This is a genomic window from Mycobacterium pinniadriaticum (genome assembly GCF_026242045.1).
GTDB classification, from domain to species: domain Bacteria; phylum Actinomycetota; class Actinomycetes; order Mycobacteriales; family Mycobacteriaceae; genus Mycobacterium; species Mycobacterium pinniadriaticum.
The window spans coordinates 86,645-103,799 of sequence record NZ_JAPJDO010000015.1; the positions used below are offsets into that span (position 1 = coordinate 86,645).

Genomic DNA, 17,155 nt, shown 5'->3' on the forward strand with positions numbered 1-17,155 from the left:
GCCGTTCAATGCCGCAGCAGATGCGCGTCGTCGACGTTGGCGCTGCGTCGGGTGCGGAAGATGGTCATGATGATCGCCAACCCGACCACCACCTCGCAGGCGGCGACCACCATGGTGAAGAACGCCACCACCTGGCCGTCCAGATGGCCATGCATCCGGGAGAACGTCACGAACGCCAGATTGCACGCGTTGAGCATCAACTCCACACACATGAACATCACGATCGCGTTGCGCCGCAACAACACCCCCGCAGCACCGATCGTGAACAACAACGCCGACAAGTACAGGTAATTGTCCGGATTCATCGCTGACCGTCCCCACGAAGGATCGTGCTCACCGACGATTCCTCCTCGGTGCCGTCGGGTAGCCGGGCGGCGGTGTCGACGGCGTTGTGGCGGGCATAGACTCCCGGGTTGGGCAGCGGGGTGGCGCGCGCTCCGGTCTGGAAGCGTTCGACCACCAACTCGCGCTGAGTTTTTCGACGTTCGAACCGCTCCCGATGCGCCAACACCATCGCCCCCAGGGCCGCGGTGATCAACAACGCACTGGTCAGCTCGAACGCCCACAAATCTCGGGTGAAGATCAACGTGGCCAAGCCCTGCACATTGCCCCCCTCGTTGGCCTGCGCCAACCCGACGAATCCCGTCGTCGCCACCGTGCCGATTCCGGCGACCAACAGAATGCCGAACCCCAGGCCGGCCACGATGGCCGCAACCCGCTGACCCCGAATGGTTTCCACCAACGACTCCGAGGAGTCGACACCGATGAGCATCAGCACGAAGAGGAACAGCATCATCACCGCACCGGTGTAGACGACCACCTGCACGACGCCGAGAAAAAGGGCCTCCTGTGCGACATAGACCATCGCCAGCGCGATCATCGTCGTCGCCAGGAAGATGGCCGAATAGACGGCCTTGGGTGCCGCGACGACGCCGATCGCACCCGCGATCGCGATGACGGCGAGAATCCAGAACGCCACCGCCTCGGGTGTGGATGTGCGGGTGAGGGTTTCGGCCGCCAACAGTGTGGTCGTCATCGAACCTCCTCTGCGGTCGACCTAATCCCCGAGTCGCTTCGCTCCTGCCCGCCGATGTGTCCGAGGTAGTAGTCGTCGTCGGTGGTCCCGGGTGCCATCGGATGGGGCGGCGGTTGCATCCCGGGTTGTAGGGGGGCCAGGAGTTTGTCCTTGCCGTAGATGAGGTCCGAGCGGTTGTCGTCGGCCATTTCGTAGATGTTGGTCATGGTCAGCGCGCGGGTGGGGCAGGCCTCGATGCACAGTCCGCAGCCGATGCAGCGCAGGTAGTTGATCTGGTAGACGCGTCCGTAGCGCTCTCCGGGCGAGAAGCGTTCGTCCTCGGTGTTGTCGGCGCCCTCGACGTAAATCGCATCCGCGGGGCACGCCCAGGCGCACAATTCGCAGCCGATGCATTTCTCCAGCCCGTCGGCGTAGCGGTTGAGCTGGTGGCGGCCGTGATAGCGGGGTGCGACCGGGCCCGGCTTTTCCGGATACTCCTCGGTGATGGGACGTTTGAACATCGTCGAAAACGTCACCCCGAAACCCTTGACCGCATCGAGGAACTTAGGCATCTGCTTTCTCCTTGCGTGCGGCCGGCGTGCCGGGCATCGGTGGAATCGGGAACGCTCCGGCCTTCGGTGGGAGAGGTGGCGGCGCGGCCTTGCGTTGGACGAGCCTGTGCCGCAGTGAGTTCGCCGCCAGCAGCACGATCAGCAGGACCGCCGCGGCGATGAGGTTGTCGATGATGCCGGCGTGGCCGACGCTGTGCAGGATCGCGACGATCATGATCCAGATCAGCGAGGTGGGGATGAGCAGCTTCCAGCCGAGTGCCATGAACTGGTCGTAGCGCAGCCGGGGCAGTGTGGCCCGCAGCCACATGAACACAAACAGGAACATCCAGACCTTGACCACGAACCAGATCAGCGGTATCCACCCGGTGTTGGCGCCGTCCCAGATGCTCAGCGGCCACGGGGCGCGCCACCCGCCCAGGAACAACGTGGTGGCCAGGGCCGAGACGGTGGTCATGTTCACGTATTCGGCGAGATAGAACATGGCGAACTTCAACGACGAGTACTCGGTGTGAAACCCGCCCACCAGTTCGCCCTCGGCTTCGGGCAGATCGAAGGGGGCCCGGTTCGTTTCGCCCACCATCGCGGTGAGGTATACCGCGAACGACGGCAACAGCAGCACCACGTACCAGGTCTTCTCCTGCGCCGCCACGATGCCCGAGGTCGACATGGTTCCGGCGTAGAGGAACACCGCGGCGAAGGACAGCGCCATCGCGATCTCGTAGGAGACCACCTGTGCGCTGGAGCGCAGACCGCCCAATAGCGGGTACGTGGAGCCCGACGCCCAACCCGCCAGCACGATGCCGTACACCCCGATCGACGTGATCGCCAGGACGTACAGCACCGCCACCGGCAGGTCGGTCAACTGAAGCGGGGTGCGGTGCCCGAACACCGACACCACCGGGCCCAGCGGCATCACCGCGAAGGCCAGGATCGCGGTCGTCACCGAAATCGCGGGCGCCATCAGGTAGATGGGTTTGTCGACGCCGGCGGGCACCAACCCTTCCTTGAGTGCCAGCTTGATGCCGTCGGCCAGTGACTGCAGGATGCCGAACGGGCCGACCCGGTTGGGGCCGTACCGCATCTGCATGCGGCCCAAGATCTTCCGCTCGAGCAGGATCGCCACCAACACCGTCAGCAGCAGGAAGGCGAAGATCGCGACGGCTTTGATCAGGATCAGCCACCACGGATCATGGCCGAACACCGTCATATCCGGCGGGATCATGCGCCGCTCCTCCTCATCGCTTCGCTCTGCATCGTCGCCGGCGGGCTCATGCCCGGGGCCTCCCGTTCGATACCCACCACCGCACCGACGGTGACCCCGAGCTGCTCGTGCACCGCGCTGCCCGGTGAGCACAACGGCAGCCACACGACCCCATCGGGCATCTCGGTGATCACCAACGGCGCACTGATCGAACCCCGGCCGGTCGACACCGTCACCACGTCCCCGTCAGCCGCCCTGATCCCGGCTGCCGTCGCCGCCGACAGCCGCATCACCGTCGGCCTGGCCGTGCCCGCCAGGAACGGTTCACCATCCTGCAAGCGGCCCGCATCCAATAACATCCGCCACCCCGCCAACACCGCCTCGTCAGGCTCCAACGGCGGTGCTTCCTTCGGCGAAACGGATGGGGGAGTTGGCCGTTCGCCGCCCCAGGGGCCCAGTGCGCCGATCTCGGTGCGGGCTTCTTCGGCGGTGCGGAAGCCGAGGTCGACGCCGAGCTCGTCGGCCATGATCTGCAGCACCCGAAGGTCGGGGAGGGCGTTGGACGGCAGCGCCGGTTCGAAAGGCCGAAGTCGGCCCTCCCAGTTCAGGAATGAACCGGACTTCTCGGCGACGGGTGCGATCGGGAAGACCACGTCGGCCAGGGCTGTGACGGCGGACTCACGCAACTCGAGGCTGACCACGAACCCGGTCGACTCGATGGCCGCCAGCGCGGCTTGTGGCTCGGGCAGGTCGGCGGGATCCACCCCGCCGACGAGCAGCGCGTCGAGTTCACCGTCAGCCGCGGCGGCCAGGATCGCGGTGGTATCGCGGCCCGGTGCTGCGGGAAGCTCATCGACATGCCATGCGGTCGTGAGTTGTTGGCGCGCAGCATCATCGGCGACTGGCCGCCCGCCGGGCAGGAGGTTGGGCAGGCAACCGGCGTCGAGTGCGCCACGGTCCCCGGCGCGACGCGGGATCCAGGCCAGCCGGACACCGGTGCGTGCGGCCACTCGGGCCACCGCCGAGTAGGCCCCGCGGCTGGTGGCCAATCGCTCGCCGGCCAAGATGATCGCCCCGGGCGGTAGCTCGGCGGCCAGCGCATCGAGGGCGGCCGCTTCCTGACCCGGTCCGGTGGGCACGACCCGGGCGGCCAGCTTGGTCGAACCCGGGGAGGCGAACGGGGCGACACTCACCACCCGCAGACCCTGCTTGCGGACCGCTTTGCGCAGCCGCAGGAATACGATCGGGGACTCGTCTTCGGGTTCGAAGCCGACCAGGACCACCATCGGGGCGGCCTGCAGATCGGCGTAGCTGACCTCGCGGCGGCCCGCGATCTGCGCGGCCAGGAATTCCTGTTCCTCCACCGAGTGCGGCCGGGATCGGAAGTCGATGTCGTTGGTGCCCAGAGCGATCCGGGCGAACTTGGCGTAGGCGTAGGCGTCCTCGGCGCCGACTCGGCCACCCACCAACACACCCGCCCGTCCCGACCTCAGCCCCGCGGCGGCCACGGCGATGGCCTCCGACCAGGAGGCCGGGCGCAGTGCGCCGTTCTCGTCGCGCACCATCGGGGTGGTGATGCGGTCTCCGGCGCGGGTGTAGGTGAACGCCCAGCGGCCCTTGTCGCAGTTCCACTCCTCGTTGACTTCCGGGTCGTCGCCGGCGAGCCGGCGCAACACCACACCGCGGCGATGATCGGTGCGCTGGGCACACCCGGAGGCGCAGTGTTCACACACGCTGGGGCTGGACACCAGATCGAACGGTCGGGCGCGAAACCGGTAGGCGGCGCCCGTCAACGCCCCGACCGGGCAGATCTGCACGGTGTTGCCGCTGAAATAGGAGTCGAATGCCTCACCCGGAGCGATACCGACCTGCTGCAGCGCGCCGCGCTCCAGCAACGAGATGAAGGCATCCCCGGCGATCTGCTCGGAAAACCGGGTACACCGGGCACACAACACACACCGCTCCCGATCCAACAGGACCTCGCTGGACAGGTTGATCGGTTTGGGGAAGGTGCGTTTGATGTCGGTGAAACGGGTTTCGACCCGGCCGTTGGACATCGCCTGGTTTTGCAGCGGGCATTCGCCGCCTTTGTCGCACACTGGGCAGTCCAGGGGATGGTTGATCAGCAGCAGCTCCATCACCCCGTGCTGGGCCTTGTCGGCGGCCTCGGAGGTGTATTGGGTACGCACCACCATCCCGTCGGACACCGTGGTGGTGCAGCTGGCCATCGGCTTGCGCTGGCCCTCCACCTCCACCAGGCACTGTCGGCACGCTCCCACCGGATCCAGCAGCGGATGATCACAGAACCGCGGGATCTGCACCCCCATCAACTCGGCGGCCCGAATCACCAACGTGCCCTTGGGCACCGACACCTCGACATCATCGATGACGAGATTGACCATCTCCAGAGCGGGAGCGGCCGGTGCATCTCTATCTGAGGTCTGTGTCATCAGGCCCCCACCCCCTCCGGTGCGGCCAGCATCGAGGCGTACGGATCGAATGGGCAGCCGCCGGAGAGATGCTCTTCATATTCCTCACGGAAGTGCTTGATCGACGAGATGATCGGTGAGGCGGCGCCGTCACCCAACGCACAGAACGACTTTCCGAAAATCGTGTCGGAAATGTCGAGCAGCTTTCCGATATCGTCCGCGGTGCCGCGGCCGGTCTCGAGCCGCTCGTAGATCTGGCTGAGCCAGTAGGTGCCTTCGCGGCAGGGGGTGCATTTCCCGCAGGACTCATGGGCGTAGAACTCGGTCCAGCGGCGCACCGCCCGCACCACGCACGTCGTTTCGTCGAAGATCTGCAACGCCTTGGTGCCCAGCATCGAGCCGGCCGAGGCCATTCCCTCGTAGTCCAGTGGTACGTCGAGGTGTTCGGCGGTCAACAACGGCGTCGACGAGCCGCCCGGAGTCCAGAACTTGAGTTCGTGCCCCTTGCGGACCCCGCCGGCATACTCGAGCAACTCGCGCAGGGTGATGCCCAGCGGCGCCTCGTATTGCCCCGGGTTGGTGACATGCCCGGAGAGCGAATACAGCGTGAAGCCGGGGGATTTCTCCGAACCCATCGACTTGAACCAGTCCACGCCGCCCAGCAGGATCGGCGGGACGCTGGCGATGGATTCCACGTTGTTGACCACCGTCGGGCAGGCGTACAGCCCGGCGACCGCGGGAAACGGTGGGCGTAGCCGGGGTTGGCCGCGCCGGCCTTCCAGCGAGTCCAGGAGTGCGGTTTCCTCACCGCAGATGTAGGCGCCCGCCCCGGCGTGCACGATCAGGTCCAGATCGAATCCCGAGCCCTGGATGTCGGTACCCAGGTAGCCCGCCGAATACGCCTCGGCCACCGCGGCCTGCAACCGGCGCAGCACCGGCACCACCTCGCCACGGAGGTAGATGAAGGCATGGCGAGCCCGGATCGCATACGCCGCGATGATCGCACCCTCGACGAGGAAATGCGGTGTGGTCAGCATCAGCGGAATGTCCTTGCAGGTACCGGGTTCCGATTCGTCGGCGTTGACCACCAGGTATTTGGGCTTGGCACCCGCCCCGGTCGCATCCTGGGGGATGAACGACCACTTCGTCCCGGTCGGGAAGCCGGCACCGCCGCGACCGCGCAGACCGGACTCTTTCACCATGGCGATGACGTCGTCGGGCTTCATGTTCAGTGCGGTGCGCAACGCCTGATAACCCTGGTGGCGCACATACGTTTCCAGCGTCCACGGTTCGGGCTCGTCCCAGAACCGGCTCAGAACCGGAGTCAGCGGTGTGGTAGGTGTCATCGCGCATCGCTTTCGGGAACCGCGGGTGCCGACATGCCGAGCTCGTGTGCGACCCGAAGGCCGGCCAGCGTCGCCGCACCGGGCGCACCTCCGGGTGATTCGCTCGCGGGCGATAGTCCGGCGAGTGTGCGTGCGGTCTGCCGGAAGGGGCAGAGTTGGGTGCCGCGGGTTGGGGCCGGTGGTTGTCCGTTGCGGATCTGGTCGATGAGGTGTTTTGCGGTGGAAGGGGTTTGGTTGTCGAAGAACTCCCAGTTGATCATGATGACGGGGGCGTAGTCGCAGGCGGCGTTGCATTCGATGTGTTCTAGGGTGATAGCCCCGTCGGGGGTGGTGTTCCCGGCGTGGATACCGAGTTCGGTTTCCAGCGTGTCGAGGATGGCGTCGCCGCCCATGACCGCACACAGGGTGTTGGTGCACACCCCGATGAGGTAGTCCCCGGTGGGGGTGCGCCGGTACATGGAGTAGAAGGTGGCCACCGCGGCGACCTCGGCCGGGGTCAGGTCCAGCTGGTGGGCGCAGAAGGTGATCCCGGCGGTGGTGAGGTACCCGTCCTCGGATTGGGTGAGGTGCAGCAGGGGTAGCAGCGCCGAACGCGCCTGGGGGTAGCGGGCGATGATGACCGCGGCATCAGCGGCTAATCGGGCTTCGACGTCTGAGGGGTAGCTGCTCCGCCCCCCGATGGGGGGACCGGGTTCCTCGGGGCGGGGGCCCAGGACCAAATCAATTGTCATCGGTCGACACCTCCCATGACCGGATCAATGGAGGCGACGGCGGCGATGACGTCAGCGACCATGCCGCCCTCGCTCATCGCGGCCACGGCTTGCAGGTTGGTGAACGACGGGTCGCGGTAGTGCACCCGATACGGACGGGTGCCGCCATCGGAAACCATGTGCACGCCAAGTTCGCCGCGGGGGGACTCCACGGCGATGTAGACCTGCCCGGCGGGCACCCGGATGCCTTCGGTGACCAGTTTGAAGTGGTGGATCAAACCCTCCATGGAGGTGCCCATGATCTTGGCGATATGGGCGGGGGAGTTCCCCAAGCCGTCGGGGCCGAGTTGCAGATCGGCGGGCCAGGCCAGTTTCTTGTCGCTGATCATCACCGGCCCCGGCTCCAGGCGGTCCAGGCATTGCTCGACGATCTTGAGGGACTCGTGCATTTCGCCGACCCGGATCAGATAGCGGCCATAGCAGTCGGCGCCGGTATCGGTGATGACGTCGAAATCGTAGGTTTCATAGCCGCAGTAGGGTTGGGTCTTGCGCAGATCGTGGGGCAGCCCGGTGGACCTCAAAACGGGGCCGGTGATCCCCAACGCCATGCAGCCGGTCAAATCCAGATAGCCGATGCCCTGGGTGCGGGCCTTCCAAATGTAGTTCTGGGTCAACAGGTCTTCGAGTTCACGCAACCGTGCCGGCAGGATTCCCAACAGCTCCCGAACCCGTTGGGGGCCGTCGTCGGGCAGGTCGGTGGCCAGCCCGCCGGGACGGATATAGGCGTTGTTCATCCGCAACCCGGTGATCGCCTCGAACACGCTCAGGATCAGTTCGCGTTCGCGGAAACCGAAGAACATCGGGGTCATCGCCCCGAGTTCCATCCCGCCGGTGGCCAACGCCACCAAATGAGACGAGATCCGGTTGAGTTCCATCATCATCACCCGAACCACGCTGGCCCGGTCCGGGATCTGGTCGGTGATGTCCAGCAGCGCCTCCACCCCCAGGCAGTAGGCGGTCTCGTTGAAAAACGGGGACAGGTAATCCATCCGGGTCACAAACGTCACGCCTTGGGTCCAGGTGCGATACTCCAGATTCTTCTCGATCCCGGTATGCAGAAATCCGATCCCGCACCGTGCCTCGGTGACGGTTTCGCCCTCGATCTCCAGAATCAGGCGCAACACCCCATGTGTCGAAGGATGCTGCGGACCCATGTTCACCACGATCCGCTCGCCGGCCTCACCCTTGCGGGCGGCGGCGACGATCTCCTCCCAGTCCTGGCCACCCAGGACGATCACGGTGTCCTCAGTGCTCATCAGTGATACGACCTACGTTCGTCGGGTGGAGGGATCTGTGCGCCGTGGTATTCGACCGGAACACCCCCCAGTGGATAGTCCTTGCGTTGCGGGTGGCCCACCCAGTCATCGGGCATCTCGATACGCGTCAAACCGGGGTGGTCGTCGAAGACGATCCCGAAGAAGTCATAGGTCTCCCGCTCATGCCAATCCACCGTGGGATACACCGAAAACAACGACGGCACATGCGGATCAACGTCTGGGCACGCCACCTCCAGCTGTATTCGCCGGTTGTGTGTGATCGACATCAACGGATAGAACGCATGCAACTCCCGGCCATCGTCATCGGGATAGTGCACACCCGAAACCCCACAACACAATTCGAACCGCAGGGATTCGTCGTCACGCAGTGCCCGTGCGACGCTCTGCAGGTGTTCGCGACGGATCTCCAGGGTGAGTTGTCCGCGGAAGACGACGATTCGTTCGGCGGCTGCGGCGAATTCGTCGTCGCCCAGCACTTCGGCCAACCGGTCGACCACCTCGTCGAAGTAGCCGCCGTAGGGTCGCGGTGTGCTGCCGGGCAGGGCGACCTCACGGACCAGTCGGCCGTAACCGGAGGTGTCGCCACTGCCCGTGCTGCCGAACATGCCGTGGCGAACACCGATGAACTCACCGGGATCCTGCCCTGCGGTGCCAATTCCCGGGTCGCTGCGCTCCTGCCCTCCGGTGCCAATTCCCGGGTCGCTGCGCTCCTGCCCTCCGGTCATCGGAGCAGGCCTTTGAGTTCCAGGGTGGTGGGGGCGGCCAGGGCGGCCTGCTCGGCGGCGGCGATCGCCTCGGCCCGATGCACCCCCAACGGCATCTGCGCGATCTTGGCGTGCAGGGCCAAGATCGCGTGCATCAACATCTCCGGACGCGGCGGACACCCGGGCAGATAGATATCCACCGGCACCACATGATCCACACCCTGGACCACCGCGTAGTTGTTGAACATCCCCCCACTGGAGGCGCACACCCCCATCGCCAGCACCCACTTCGGCTCGGCCATCTGGTCGTACACCTGCCGCAACACCGGGGCCATCTTCTGGCTCACCCGCCCGGCCACGATCATCAAATCAGCCTGTCGCGGTGTCGCCGAGAACCGCTCCATTCCGAACCGGGCGATATCGAACCGCGGCGAGGCCGTCGCCATCATCTCGATCGCACAACAGGCCAACCCGAACGTCGCCGGCCACAGCGACCCCTTGCGCACAAACCCGGCGACCTTCTCCACCGTCGACAACAGGATGCCGCCCGGCAGCGTCTCCTCTAGTCCCATTCCAGCCCGCCCCGGCGCCACACATACCCGTAGGCCACGAACACCGTGCCCATGAAGATCAGCATCTCCACCAGCGCGAACGTCCCCAAAGCGTCGAACGACACCGCCCACGGATACAGAAACACGATCTCGATGTCGAACACGATGAACAACATCGCGGTCAGGTAGTACTTGATCGGAAACCGCTGACCGGCCGCCTCCACGGCCACCGGCTCGATGCCGCACTCGTATGCCTCCAGCTTGGCCCGGTTGAAGCGCCGGGGACCGATCACCAATGCGATCACCACCGACACGATCGCGAACCCCGCCGCGATAACTCCCAACACCAAGATGGGTGTGTAGAGACTCATATGGCTGTGTCACTCCTCGCTAGGGCTGGAGATGTGAGCTAAGGCACAGCCTAGCGATCTTGAGACGTGGGTCGTCGCGTTTTCGTTAGGATGGCTTGAAGTGCTGAGCGCGGCCTATCTCGGTCCGAGAGGGCAAGGGCGACAGCGTATTTGGCGTTCAGATCACCGCACGGGAGTGCGCAGCAAACCAACGACCGCGTCACCGAGCCGGATCGGATCGATCGGGTGCGGTACCGCGGCCTCCGCCCGTGACCAGCTGGCCAGCCACGCGTCGTCCGGCCGGCCGGTGAGGACCAGCACCGGCGGGCAGTCGGCGATCTCGTCCTTGAGTTGTTTGGCAATGCCCATGCCGCCGACCGGGGACGCCTCGCCGTCCAGGATCACCAGATCGAATCCGCCGGCGTCCATCAGCTGAACCACCATCGGTCCGGTGGCGACGTCGGTGTAGGTCAGTTCCGGCAGTTCGGGATGAACCCGTTTGCCCAGCGCCAGCCGCACCTGTTCCCGGGTGCGGGCATTGCTGCTGTACACCAGGACGTGGAGGGGCTGCGCACCGGGGCGAGACACGCCGCCGATGCTACTGCGTAAACGCCTGCCGCCGATCGCGTTCGGCAGGTTCGGCGCGGAAACGTTCGCTGTGTGCGACCGAAAGCGCGCCGAAATCACTCTTTGGCGAACACGACGTCGGCCAGCAGTGTGGTCGTCGTCGGCATCATGCCGATCATGTTGCCGCTGACCCCCAGTGTGGTGCGATCGATCGCCGTCTGTGCGGTGACGCGCACCGTGCCGTCGCCTGCTCGCTCGACGGTGGCCGACAACGGCAACGGCGTAGTGGTGCCCCGCACGGTCAGGGTGGCCTGCGCTTCTCCGGTGGGCGTCACCGAGCTCACCTCGACGTGGATCTCGGGATGCTTCTCGACGTCGAAGAAATCCGCCGAGCGCAGGTGCTCGTCACGCTTCCCGATCCCGGTCTTCAGCGACGAGGCCCGGATATCGAGCGTGCCCGACACCGCGCCGGTCGCGGTGATCTCGCCTGAGCCGCGCACATCGGTGAATTCGCCGGTGACGGTGGCCAGACCCCAGAAGGTCTTGTTCTTGAACCGCACCGAGGATCGGTCGGGCACCAGCCGCCAGCGTCCGGCGGTGGTGGGGTCATCGAGTAGTGCCTGCATTGCGGACATGCGATCTCCTTCCGGAGCAAACTTTCAGGGCAGCAGCGGCGCCAGTTCGGCGGGATCGAGGTATTCGTCGATTCGCCGGATCAGGCCGTCATCTCCTATCTTCACCACGAGGCAGACCCGCAGCGCCACGTTTTCGCCGCGGCCGGTGGTGGAATGCAGGATGTGCTGCTGGACGAAGCCGCCGTCGAACACCTGCCGATCCAGCACTTCATAGTGCCGATAGCTGGTGGCGCCGATATACCACCGGATCACCTTCAGAGCGCGTGCCTTGTCGTTGTCCCGTTCCTCGCCCTGGTGCCACACGGTGATGTCATCGGACCACAGTGCTGCCACCGCCGCGACGTTACCCGCCGTGATCGTGGCGAACAGCCGGTCGGCAACGTCGAGGATCTGGTCGTGGGTGAACATCAACGTCCTCGGTCGGGTCGGTCGTATCCGGGGTGGGCGATGGCGAGGCGGTGGTGGACCAGAGCACGCAGGGTTGCCATGACCTCGCCCTCGCGGTCATCGAGGTCACCGGCGCGAATCGCGGCGGCCAGGGCGCTCTCGTCGGGATAACCGAGCCGCCGCAGCGCGGCCAGTGGTTCGGCGGAGGTCTGGTCGAGCAGTTCGCGTTCGACGGTGCGCAGGACGTTGGTGGCGACGAGGGCGTGGAAGTTGACCGACCCGGTGGTGTTGGCCCGGACGTCGCCTTCGAGGAATTCGGCGACGGCGGCGATCAGTTCGGCGGCGGTGGGCCGCCCGTTGAGCCCGGTCACGGCGCACCCTCCAGCAGGTCGAGGACATCCCATTCGGTTTCGCAGACCCGCCGTCCGATGGCGGCCAGCTCGACCGAGCGGGTCTGGCCGGACAGGTGGCGTTCAGCCTGGAACCGGCAGATCACTCCCCAGCGCAGGGTGGCCAGCACCAGCCACCAGCGCAGCGCCGTGCGGTCGACGGCGGCCCCGCCGGCGTCCTGGTAGGCCGCGACGAAATCGTCGATGCTGCCCAGCCCGCCGGCGGCCATCGTGGGTGGGGCGCCGAACCGCCACGCCCGGATGCAGAACCACGCGAGGTCTTCATAGATCTCGCCGATGTGGACCAGTTCCCAGTCCAGCACGGCCGCCAGGTCCGAGCCGTCGACAATCAGGTTGCCCATCCGGAAGTCCCCATGCACCAGCCGCGGGGGAGAGGCCGGCGGCCGGTTGGCGGTCAGCCACCGGAAGGCCCATTCGAATGTGGCTGTGGTGTCGCGCATTTCGTCGAGGCGCTGCCGCCATTCAGCCAGGTCGTCCTGCTGGGTGAGGCCCGGAGCGTCGGCCGCGCCGCGATGGATTGCCGCCAGCGCCTGCGCGCACTGACGCAGCAGTGCCGCGCGGCCCTGGTCGTCGAGTTGGCGTTGAATGCGCCGCACGATGGTCTCTCCGGCGATCTCACCGCAGATCAGAAATGGGTTACCCAGTGCTTCAACGGAATCGGAGGCGACCAGGACGTCGGGCACCGGGGCGCCGGCCGCCGCGGCGGCCGATTGGACGGCGGCCTCCAACTCCATGCCGGCGTGCACGTCATCGGGTGGGCCGGTGCGCAGGATCAACGCGCGCCGCTGCGATCCCGTCACCGCCTCGAACGCCCACGTGGTACGGCTGGCCCCGCCGGTCAGCGCGCGCAGGTTGGCGATCTCGGTGGCCGGGCCGAGTAATGGGCGCAGTACCCCGGCCAGATCGGTGGACAGCGTGTCGGCGGCCACGGTCATCGGGCCGGCTTGCCGAACCTGAACATCCGCTGGGCCACCCGGCGCATCTGGATCTCCTCGGCGCCCTCGGTGATCCGGTAGCGGCGGTGATGGCGATAGATGTGCTCGAAGGGCTCGTGGCGGCTGTAGCCGACGCCGCCGTGTACCTGCATGGCCCGGTCGGCGGCCTCGCACACCAGCCGGTTGGCCCGGTAGTTGGCCATCGACACCTTGTCGGAGACCTCGAGGTGGTGGTTGCGGTCGAGCTCCCAGGCGGCGTAGCGGACCAGCAGCCGGACCATCTGGGCCTCGGTCTGCAACTCCACCAGCGGCCACTGCACCGCCTGATTGACCGAGAGCGGTTTGCCGAATGTCACCCGCTTGCCGGCGTAGTCCACCGCGCGGTCGATACAGTGCTGGGCCGCACCCAGGCTGCTGGCCGCCTGACGAATCCTGTTCTCGTGCAGGAAGGTCTGCGCCACCTCGAGTCCGTGGTCCAGCTTGCCGAGTACGGCATCGGCGGGCACCCGCACATCGTGTAGTTCCACCTCGGCGTGGTCGGTGGGCATGTTGAAGGTCCACCAGTAGAAGGGCACCTCGAAACCGTCGGCGTCGCAGGGCACCAGGAAGGCGGTGATACCGCGGGCCTGGCCGGGCTCGCCGGAGGTGCGGGCGAACACCAGATCATGCGTGGCCCGATGAACCCCGGTGTTCCAGCGCTTGGATCCGTTGATCACCCAGTCTTCGCCGTCGCGTACTGCTGTGGTCTCCAACCAGGTGGCGTCCGAGCCGTGGTCGGGTTCGGTGAGGCCGAACGCCATCGACCGCGTGCCGGTCAGCATCGCCTCGATCCACTCGCTCTTCTGGGCCTCGGTGCCGAACCGGTCCATCATGATGACCTGCGGGAAATTGCCGACGATCGACGACTCGTCCTGAAGGTCGTTGTGCAGCCCGAGTCCCTTGTGCGCCAAGTGTTCCCGGATGACCGCCATGTCCAGATTGGTGCCGTCGCGGCCACCGAACTTCGAGGGCAGACCATAGCGAAGCCAGCCCGCCGCATCGGCGCGGCGGCGCATCTCGTCGAGCAGATCCTCCCATTCCCGGCGCGGGATGCCACCGTTGTCGACGTCGGTGCGGGCGAATTCGCGGCGCTGGTCGAAATACTGCATGTGCTCGCGCTCGAGTGGCTTGATCTCGGCTTCGATGAACGCGTCCATCTCGGCCAGCAAAGCCGGGAGGTGTTCGGGCAGAGTGAAATCCACGTTGATCTCCTTTGGGTGCTCAGAAGCCGTACAGTGTCTTCTTCCAGATGGCGGACAGAGTGGTGATGGCTTCGGTGTCCGACAGTCTCAGGCCCAGACCGGCGCTGTCGGGGCGCAGGCACACCGTGGTGAACTGTTCGAACAACAGCGCGATCGCCAGTGCCGTGTGTTCGGGCTGAAGGCCCGCCGCATATCCCTGTTCCTGCGCGCGCAGCACCGATGCGGCGACGATGTCGATGCCGAACTGGCGGAACTGATTCTGTAACCGGGCGAATCGGGCTTGGGTGGCGGCGAGCTGATCCACTGCGATCATGATCCCGATGCTCTGCTTGAACATGTCCCAGTAGGCCGTCACGACGGTGACGAAGAACCGGGTGTCGTCCGGAGACTCCGGCAGGTGTAGCCGCAGTCCGGACGGCAGGACGACATCATGGAGAAACGAGTCGGCCAGGGCGGCCAGCAGATCCTCTTTGTCGTCGAAGTAGCGATAGAAGACCGCCGGTGACCTGCCGGCGGCCGAGGTGATATCACCCAGCGTTGTGCCGTGGAAACCACGCTCGGCGAACAGCTTCCGGGCCGCAGCCTCGATCGCCAGCCGGGTCTGGCGACCCTTGCTCGACAGTGTCTCGGGCGTCTGGGCGGGCATGGCGGTTCAGTTCAGGATCCGGTCGCCGGCCCGCAGCAGCGCACTGGGCAGATCATGTCCGACCGCTGCCTGAGCGACGGTTGCCGCGCGGATAGCCGCGTCGAGATCGACGTCGACCCCGATCCCACTGTCGCGCAGCAGGTATACCAGGTCTTCGGTGGCGATGTTGCCGCTGGCACCTGGTGCGAACGGACAACCGCCCAGGCCGCCGACCGACGAGTCGAGCCGCCGCACCCCGGCCGCGACCGCCGCATACGCGCTGGCCAGTCCGGCGCCTCGGGTGTTGTGGAAGTGGGCACCCAGCGGCAGGGTGCCGATGCGGGGTATGACCTGGTTTACCAGTGAGGTGACCCGCCCGGGTGTGGTGGTGCCGATGGTGTCGGCGATCGCCAGCCGGTCGGCGCCGGATTCGCAGGCGGCGTCGACGATGTCGAGTACCCGCTGCGGTGGGGTGGGGCCGTCGAACGGGCAGTCCCAGGCTGTGGCGATGATGACCTCGACGCTGACGCCGGAGTCGTGGGCGATGGCCACGATGTCGGCGATCTGCGCGGTGGCTTCGGCGGTGCCGCGCCCGACATTGGCCCGGCTGTGCGCGTCGGCGGCGGACACCACGTACTCCAGCGAACGCAGACCGGCCGCGATGGCCCGGTTGGCGCCGTTCGGACTGGCCACCAGTGCCGAGAATTCGATGTCGGGGTAGTCGCTCAGGCAGGCGGCGAGTTCGGCGGCGTCGGCCAGTGCGGGCACCTTCGACGGTGAGACGAACGCCGTCGCCTCCACTTCCCGGACTCCGGTGGCGGCGATGGCTGCCAGCAATTCCAGCTTGGCCGACAACGGGATCGGGTCTTCGATCTGCAAGCCGTCGCGCAGGGCGACCTCGCGGATGGTGACATGTTCTCCTGGCACGCTCATAGCACCCCCTTGGCCTCGAGGTCGGCGATCTCGTCGCCGCGCAGCCCCAGCAGGTCCGCGTAGATCTCGGTGTTGTGCTGGCCTGGTCGCGACGATCCCGCCGAGCGGATGGTCCCCGGTGACTCGGACAGCACCGGCACCACGCCGGGACCCTTCACATTGCGGGCGATCCGCTCGTCCCAGTGATCGGCGATCATGCCGCGCGATACCAGTTGCGGGTCGGTGACGACCTCGGCGACGGTGTTGATCGGGCCGCTGATGACCCCGGCCTCGCTCAGGGTGCTGATGATGTCGGCGGGTTCGCGAGCGGCCGCCCAGTCGCCGATGATCTTGTCGAGCTCGTCCTGATTACGCCCGCGGGCAAGGTGATCGACGAATCGGTCATCGTCGGCGAGTTCGGGCTGGCCCATCGCGGCGCACAACCGGCGAAACACGGTGTCCTGGTTGGCGGCGATCACCACCCAGCTGCCGTCGGCGCTGCGGTAGATGTTGGACGGGGCGATACCCTCCAGTCGGGTGCCGGACGGTCCGCGGACCACTCCACCGACGTCGTAATCGGGGATCGTCGACTCCTGTACCGCCAGACAGGATTCGGTCAGTGCCGCATCGACGACCTGACCCTCGCCGGTGACGGTGCGCCGATACAGTGCTGCCAGCGCACCCTGCGCGGCGAACATCCCGGCCAGGCTGTCTCCGAGTGACAGGGCGAGCCGTGGCGGCGGGCCGCCGGGGAATCCGTTCATGTGGCGCAGTCCACTGGCGGCCTCGGCGACCGAGGCGTAGCCGGCCTTCTTCGCGTCCGGTCCGGTCTGCCCGTAGCCGGACACGCGGACCAGGATGATGCCCCGATTGCGTTCGCGCAGAACGGCGTAACCCAGGCTCCACTTCTCCAGCGTGCCGGGCCGAAAGTTCTCGATGATGATGTCGGAGCGCTCGACCAGATCGAGGAACAGTTCGCGGCCTCGGGCCTCGCGCAGGTTGAGGGTGATCGCCTTCTTGTTGCGCGCGTGCACGGTCCAGAAGAAGTGGTGGCCGTCCAGTTCGGCCTGGCCCCAGGTGCGTAGCGGGTCGGGAGCGCCGGGCGGTTCGATCTTGATCACCTCGGCGCCCATGTCGCCGAGCAGCCGGCCGGCGAACGGCCCCGAGATCAGCGTGCCGACCTCGATCACCCGGATACCGTCGAGCGGTCCGGTTGTCACAGCGTCTC

Annotated in this window: 20 protein-coding genes; all 20 read right to left on the reverse strand. The window is 66.4% G+C overall.

Going from position 1 to position 17,155, the window contains the following annotated elements:
- Positions 1–5: 5 nt before the first annotated feature.
- Positions 6–305 (reverse strand): NADH-quinone oxidoreductase subunit NuoK, encoded by a 300-nt coding sequence (gene nuoK / locus ORI27_RS17830; RefSeq protein ID WP_005140925.1) that lies wholly within the window; start codon positions 303–305, stop codon positions 6–8.
- The gene (locus ORI27_RS17835; protein WP_265998306.1) at positions 302–1,036 is read right to left on the reverse strand and encodes an NADH-quinone oxidoreductase subunit J; all 735 of its coding nucleotides are present in this window, start codon (positions 1,034–1,036) and stop codon (positions 302–304) included. The genes nuoK and ORI27_RS17835 overlap by 4 nt, the downstream gene beginning before the upstream one ends.
- On the reverse strand, positions 1,033–1,587 hold the full coding sequence (nuoI, locus tag ORI27_RS17840) for an NADH-quinone oxidoreductase subunit NuoI (RefSeq protein ID WP_323055623.1): 555 nt from the start codon (positions 1,585–1,587) through the stop codon (positions 1,033–1,035). Before nuoI ends, ORI27_RS17835 begins: the two co-directional genes overlap by 4 nt.
- Positions 1,580–2,809, reverse strand: coding sequence for an NADH-quinone oxidoreductase subunit NuoH (gene nuoH, locus ORI27_RS17845; protein ID WP_265998307.1), 1,230 nt, complete (start codon positions 2,807–2,809; stop codon positions 1,580–1,582). Before nuoH ends, nuoI begins: the two co-directional genes overlap by 8 nt.
- Entirely contained in the window at positions 2,806–5,238 is a 2,433-nt protein-coding gene (locus ORI27_RS17850) for an NADH-quinone oxidoreductase subunit G (protein ID WP_265998308.1), read from the reverse strand. Before ORI27_RS17850 ends, nuoH begins: the two co-directional genes overlap by 4 nt.
- Entirely contained in the window at positions 5,238–6,563 is a 1,326-nt protein-coding gene (gene nuoF / locus ORI27_RS17855) for an NADH-quinone oxidoreductase subunit NuoF (protein ID WP_265998309.1), read from the reverse strand. The genes ORI27_RS17850 and nuoF overlap by 1 nt, the downstream gene beginning before the upstream one ends.
- Positions 6,560–7,294, reverse strand: coding sequence for an NADH-quinone oxidoreductase subunit NuoE (nuoE, locus tag ORI27_RS17860; RefSeq protein WP_265998310.1), 735 nt, complete (start codon positions 7,292–7,294; stop codon positions 6,560–6,562). The genes nuoF and nuoE overlap by 4 nt, the downstream gene beginning before the upstream one ends.
- Positions 7,291–8,589, reverse strand: coding sequence for an NADH dehydrogenase (quinone) subunit D (gene nuoD / locus ORI27_RS17865; RefSeq protein WP_265998311.1), 1,299 nt, complete (start codon positions 8,587–8,589; stop codon positions 7,291–7,293). Before nuoD ends, nuoE begins: the two co-directional genes overlap by 4 nt.
- Positions 8,589–9,335: an NADH-quinone oxidoreductase subunit C gene (locus tag ORI27_RS17870; RefSeq protein WP_407666348.1), complete on the reverse strand. Its 747-nt coding sequence runs from the start codon at positions 9,333–9,335 to the stop codon at positions 8,589–8,591. Before ORI27_RS17870 ends, nuoD begins: the two co-directional genes overlap by 1 nt.
- Entirely contained in the window at positions 9,332–9,886 is a 555-nt protein-coding gene (locus ORI27_RS17875) for a NuoB/complex I 20 kDa subunit family protein (RefSeq protein WP_265998313.1), read from the reverse strand. Before ORI27_RS17875 ends, ORI27_RS17870 begins: the two co-directional genes overlap by 4 nt.
- A complete protein-coding gene (locus tag ORI27_RS17880) occupies positions 9,877–10,236 on the reverse strand; it encodes an NADH-quinone oxidoreductase subunit A (protein WP_265998314.1) in 360 nt (119 codons plus the stop codon). Before ORI27_RS17880 ends, ORI27_RS17875 begins: the two co-directional genes overlap by 10 nt.
- A 162-nt stretch (positions 10,237–10,398) precedes the next feature.
- Positions 10,399–10,803 carry an Rv3143 family two-component system response regulator gene (locus ORI27_RS17885; protein WP_265998315.1) on the reverse strand — a complete coding sequence of 135 codons (405 nt, stop codon included), beginning with the start codon at positions 10,801–10,803 and terminating at the stop codon, positions 10,399–10,401.
- A gap of 95 nt (positions 10,804–10,898) precedes the next feature.
- A complete protein-coding gene (locus ORI27_RS17890; protein ID WP_265998317.1) occupies positions 10,899–11,417 on the reverse strand; it encodes a YceI family protein in 519 nt (172 codons plus the stop codon).
- Between the two features lie 24 nt (positions 11,418–11,441).
- Complete coding sequence (locus tag ORI27_RS17895) at positions 11,442–11,825, reverse strand: nuclear transport factor 2 family protein (protein ID WP_265998318.1); 384 nt, start codon at positions 11,823–11,825, stop codon at positions 11,442–11,444.
- Positions 11,825–12,175 carry a DUF6285 domain-containing protein gene (locus ORI27_RS17900; RefSeq protein WP_265998319.1) on the reverse strand — a complete coding sequence of 117 codons (351 nt, stop codon included), beginning with the start codon at positions 12,173–12,175 and terminating at the stop codon, positions 11,825–11,827. The genes ORI27_RS17895 and ORI27_RS17900 overlap by 1 nt, the downstream gene beginning before the upstream one ends.
- Positions 12,172–13,149: a phosphotransferase family protein gene (locus ORI27_RS17905; protein ID WP_265998320.1), complete on the reverse strand. Its 978-nt coding sequence runs from the start codon at positions 13,147–13,149 to the stop codon at positions 12,172–12,174. Before ORI27_RS17905 ends, ORI27_RS17900 begins: the two co-directional genes overlap by 4 nt.
- Positions 13,146–14,390, reverse strand: a complete 1,245-nt coding sequence (locus ORI27_RS17910; protein WP_265998321.1) for an acyl-CoA dehydrogenase family protein — start codon at positions 14,388–14,390, stop codon at positions 13,146–13,148. The genes ORI27_RS17905 and ORI27_RS17910 overlap by 4 nt, the downstream gene beginning before the upstream one ends.
- A 19-nt stretch (positions 14,391–14,409) precedes the next feature.
- Positions 14,410–15,036 (reverse strand): TetR/AcrR family transcriptional regulator, encoded by a 627-nt coding sequence (locus tag ORI27_RS17915; RefSeq protein WP_265998322.1) that lies wholly within the window; start codon positions 15,034–15,036, stop codon positions 14,410–14,412.
- A 6-nt stretch (positions 15,037–15,042) separates the two neighbouring features.
- On the reverse strand, positions 15,043–15,948 hold the full coding sequence (locus ORI27_RS17920) for a hydroxymethylglutaryl-CoA lyase (RefSeq protein WP_265998323.1): 906 nt from the start codon (positions 15,946–15,948) through the stop codon (positions 15,043–15,045).
- Positions 15,945–17,147: a CaiB/BaiF CoA transferase family protein gene (locus tag ORI27_RS17925; protein ID WP_265998324.1), complete on the reverse strand. Its 1,203-nt coding sequence runs from the start codon at positions 17,145–17,147 to the stop codon at positions 15,945–15,947. Before ORI27_RS17925 ends, ORI27_RS17920 begins: the two co-directional genes overlap by 4 nt.
- Positions 17,148–17,155 lie beyond the last annotated feature (8 nt).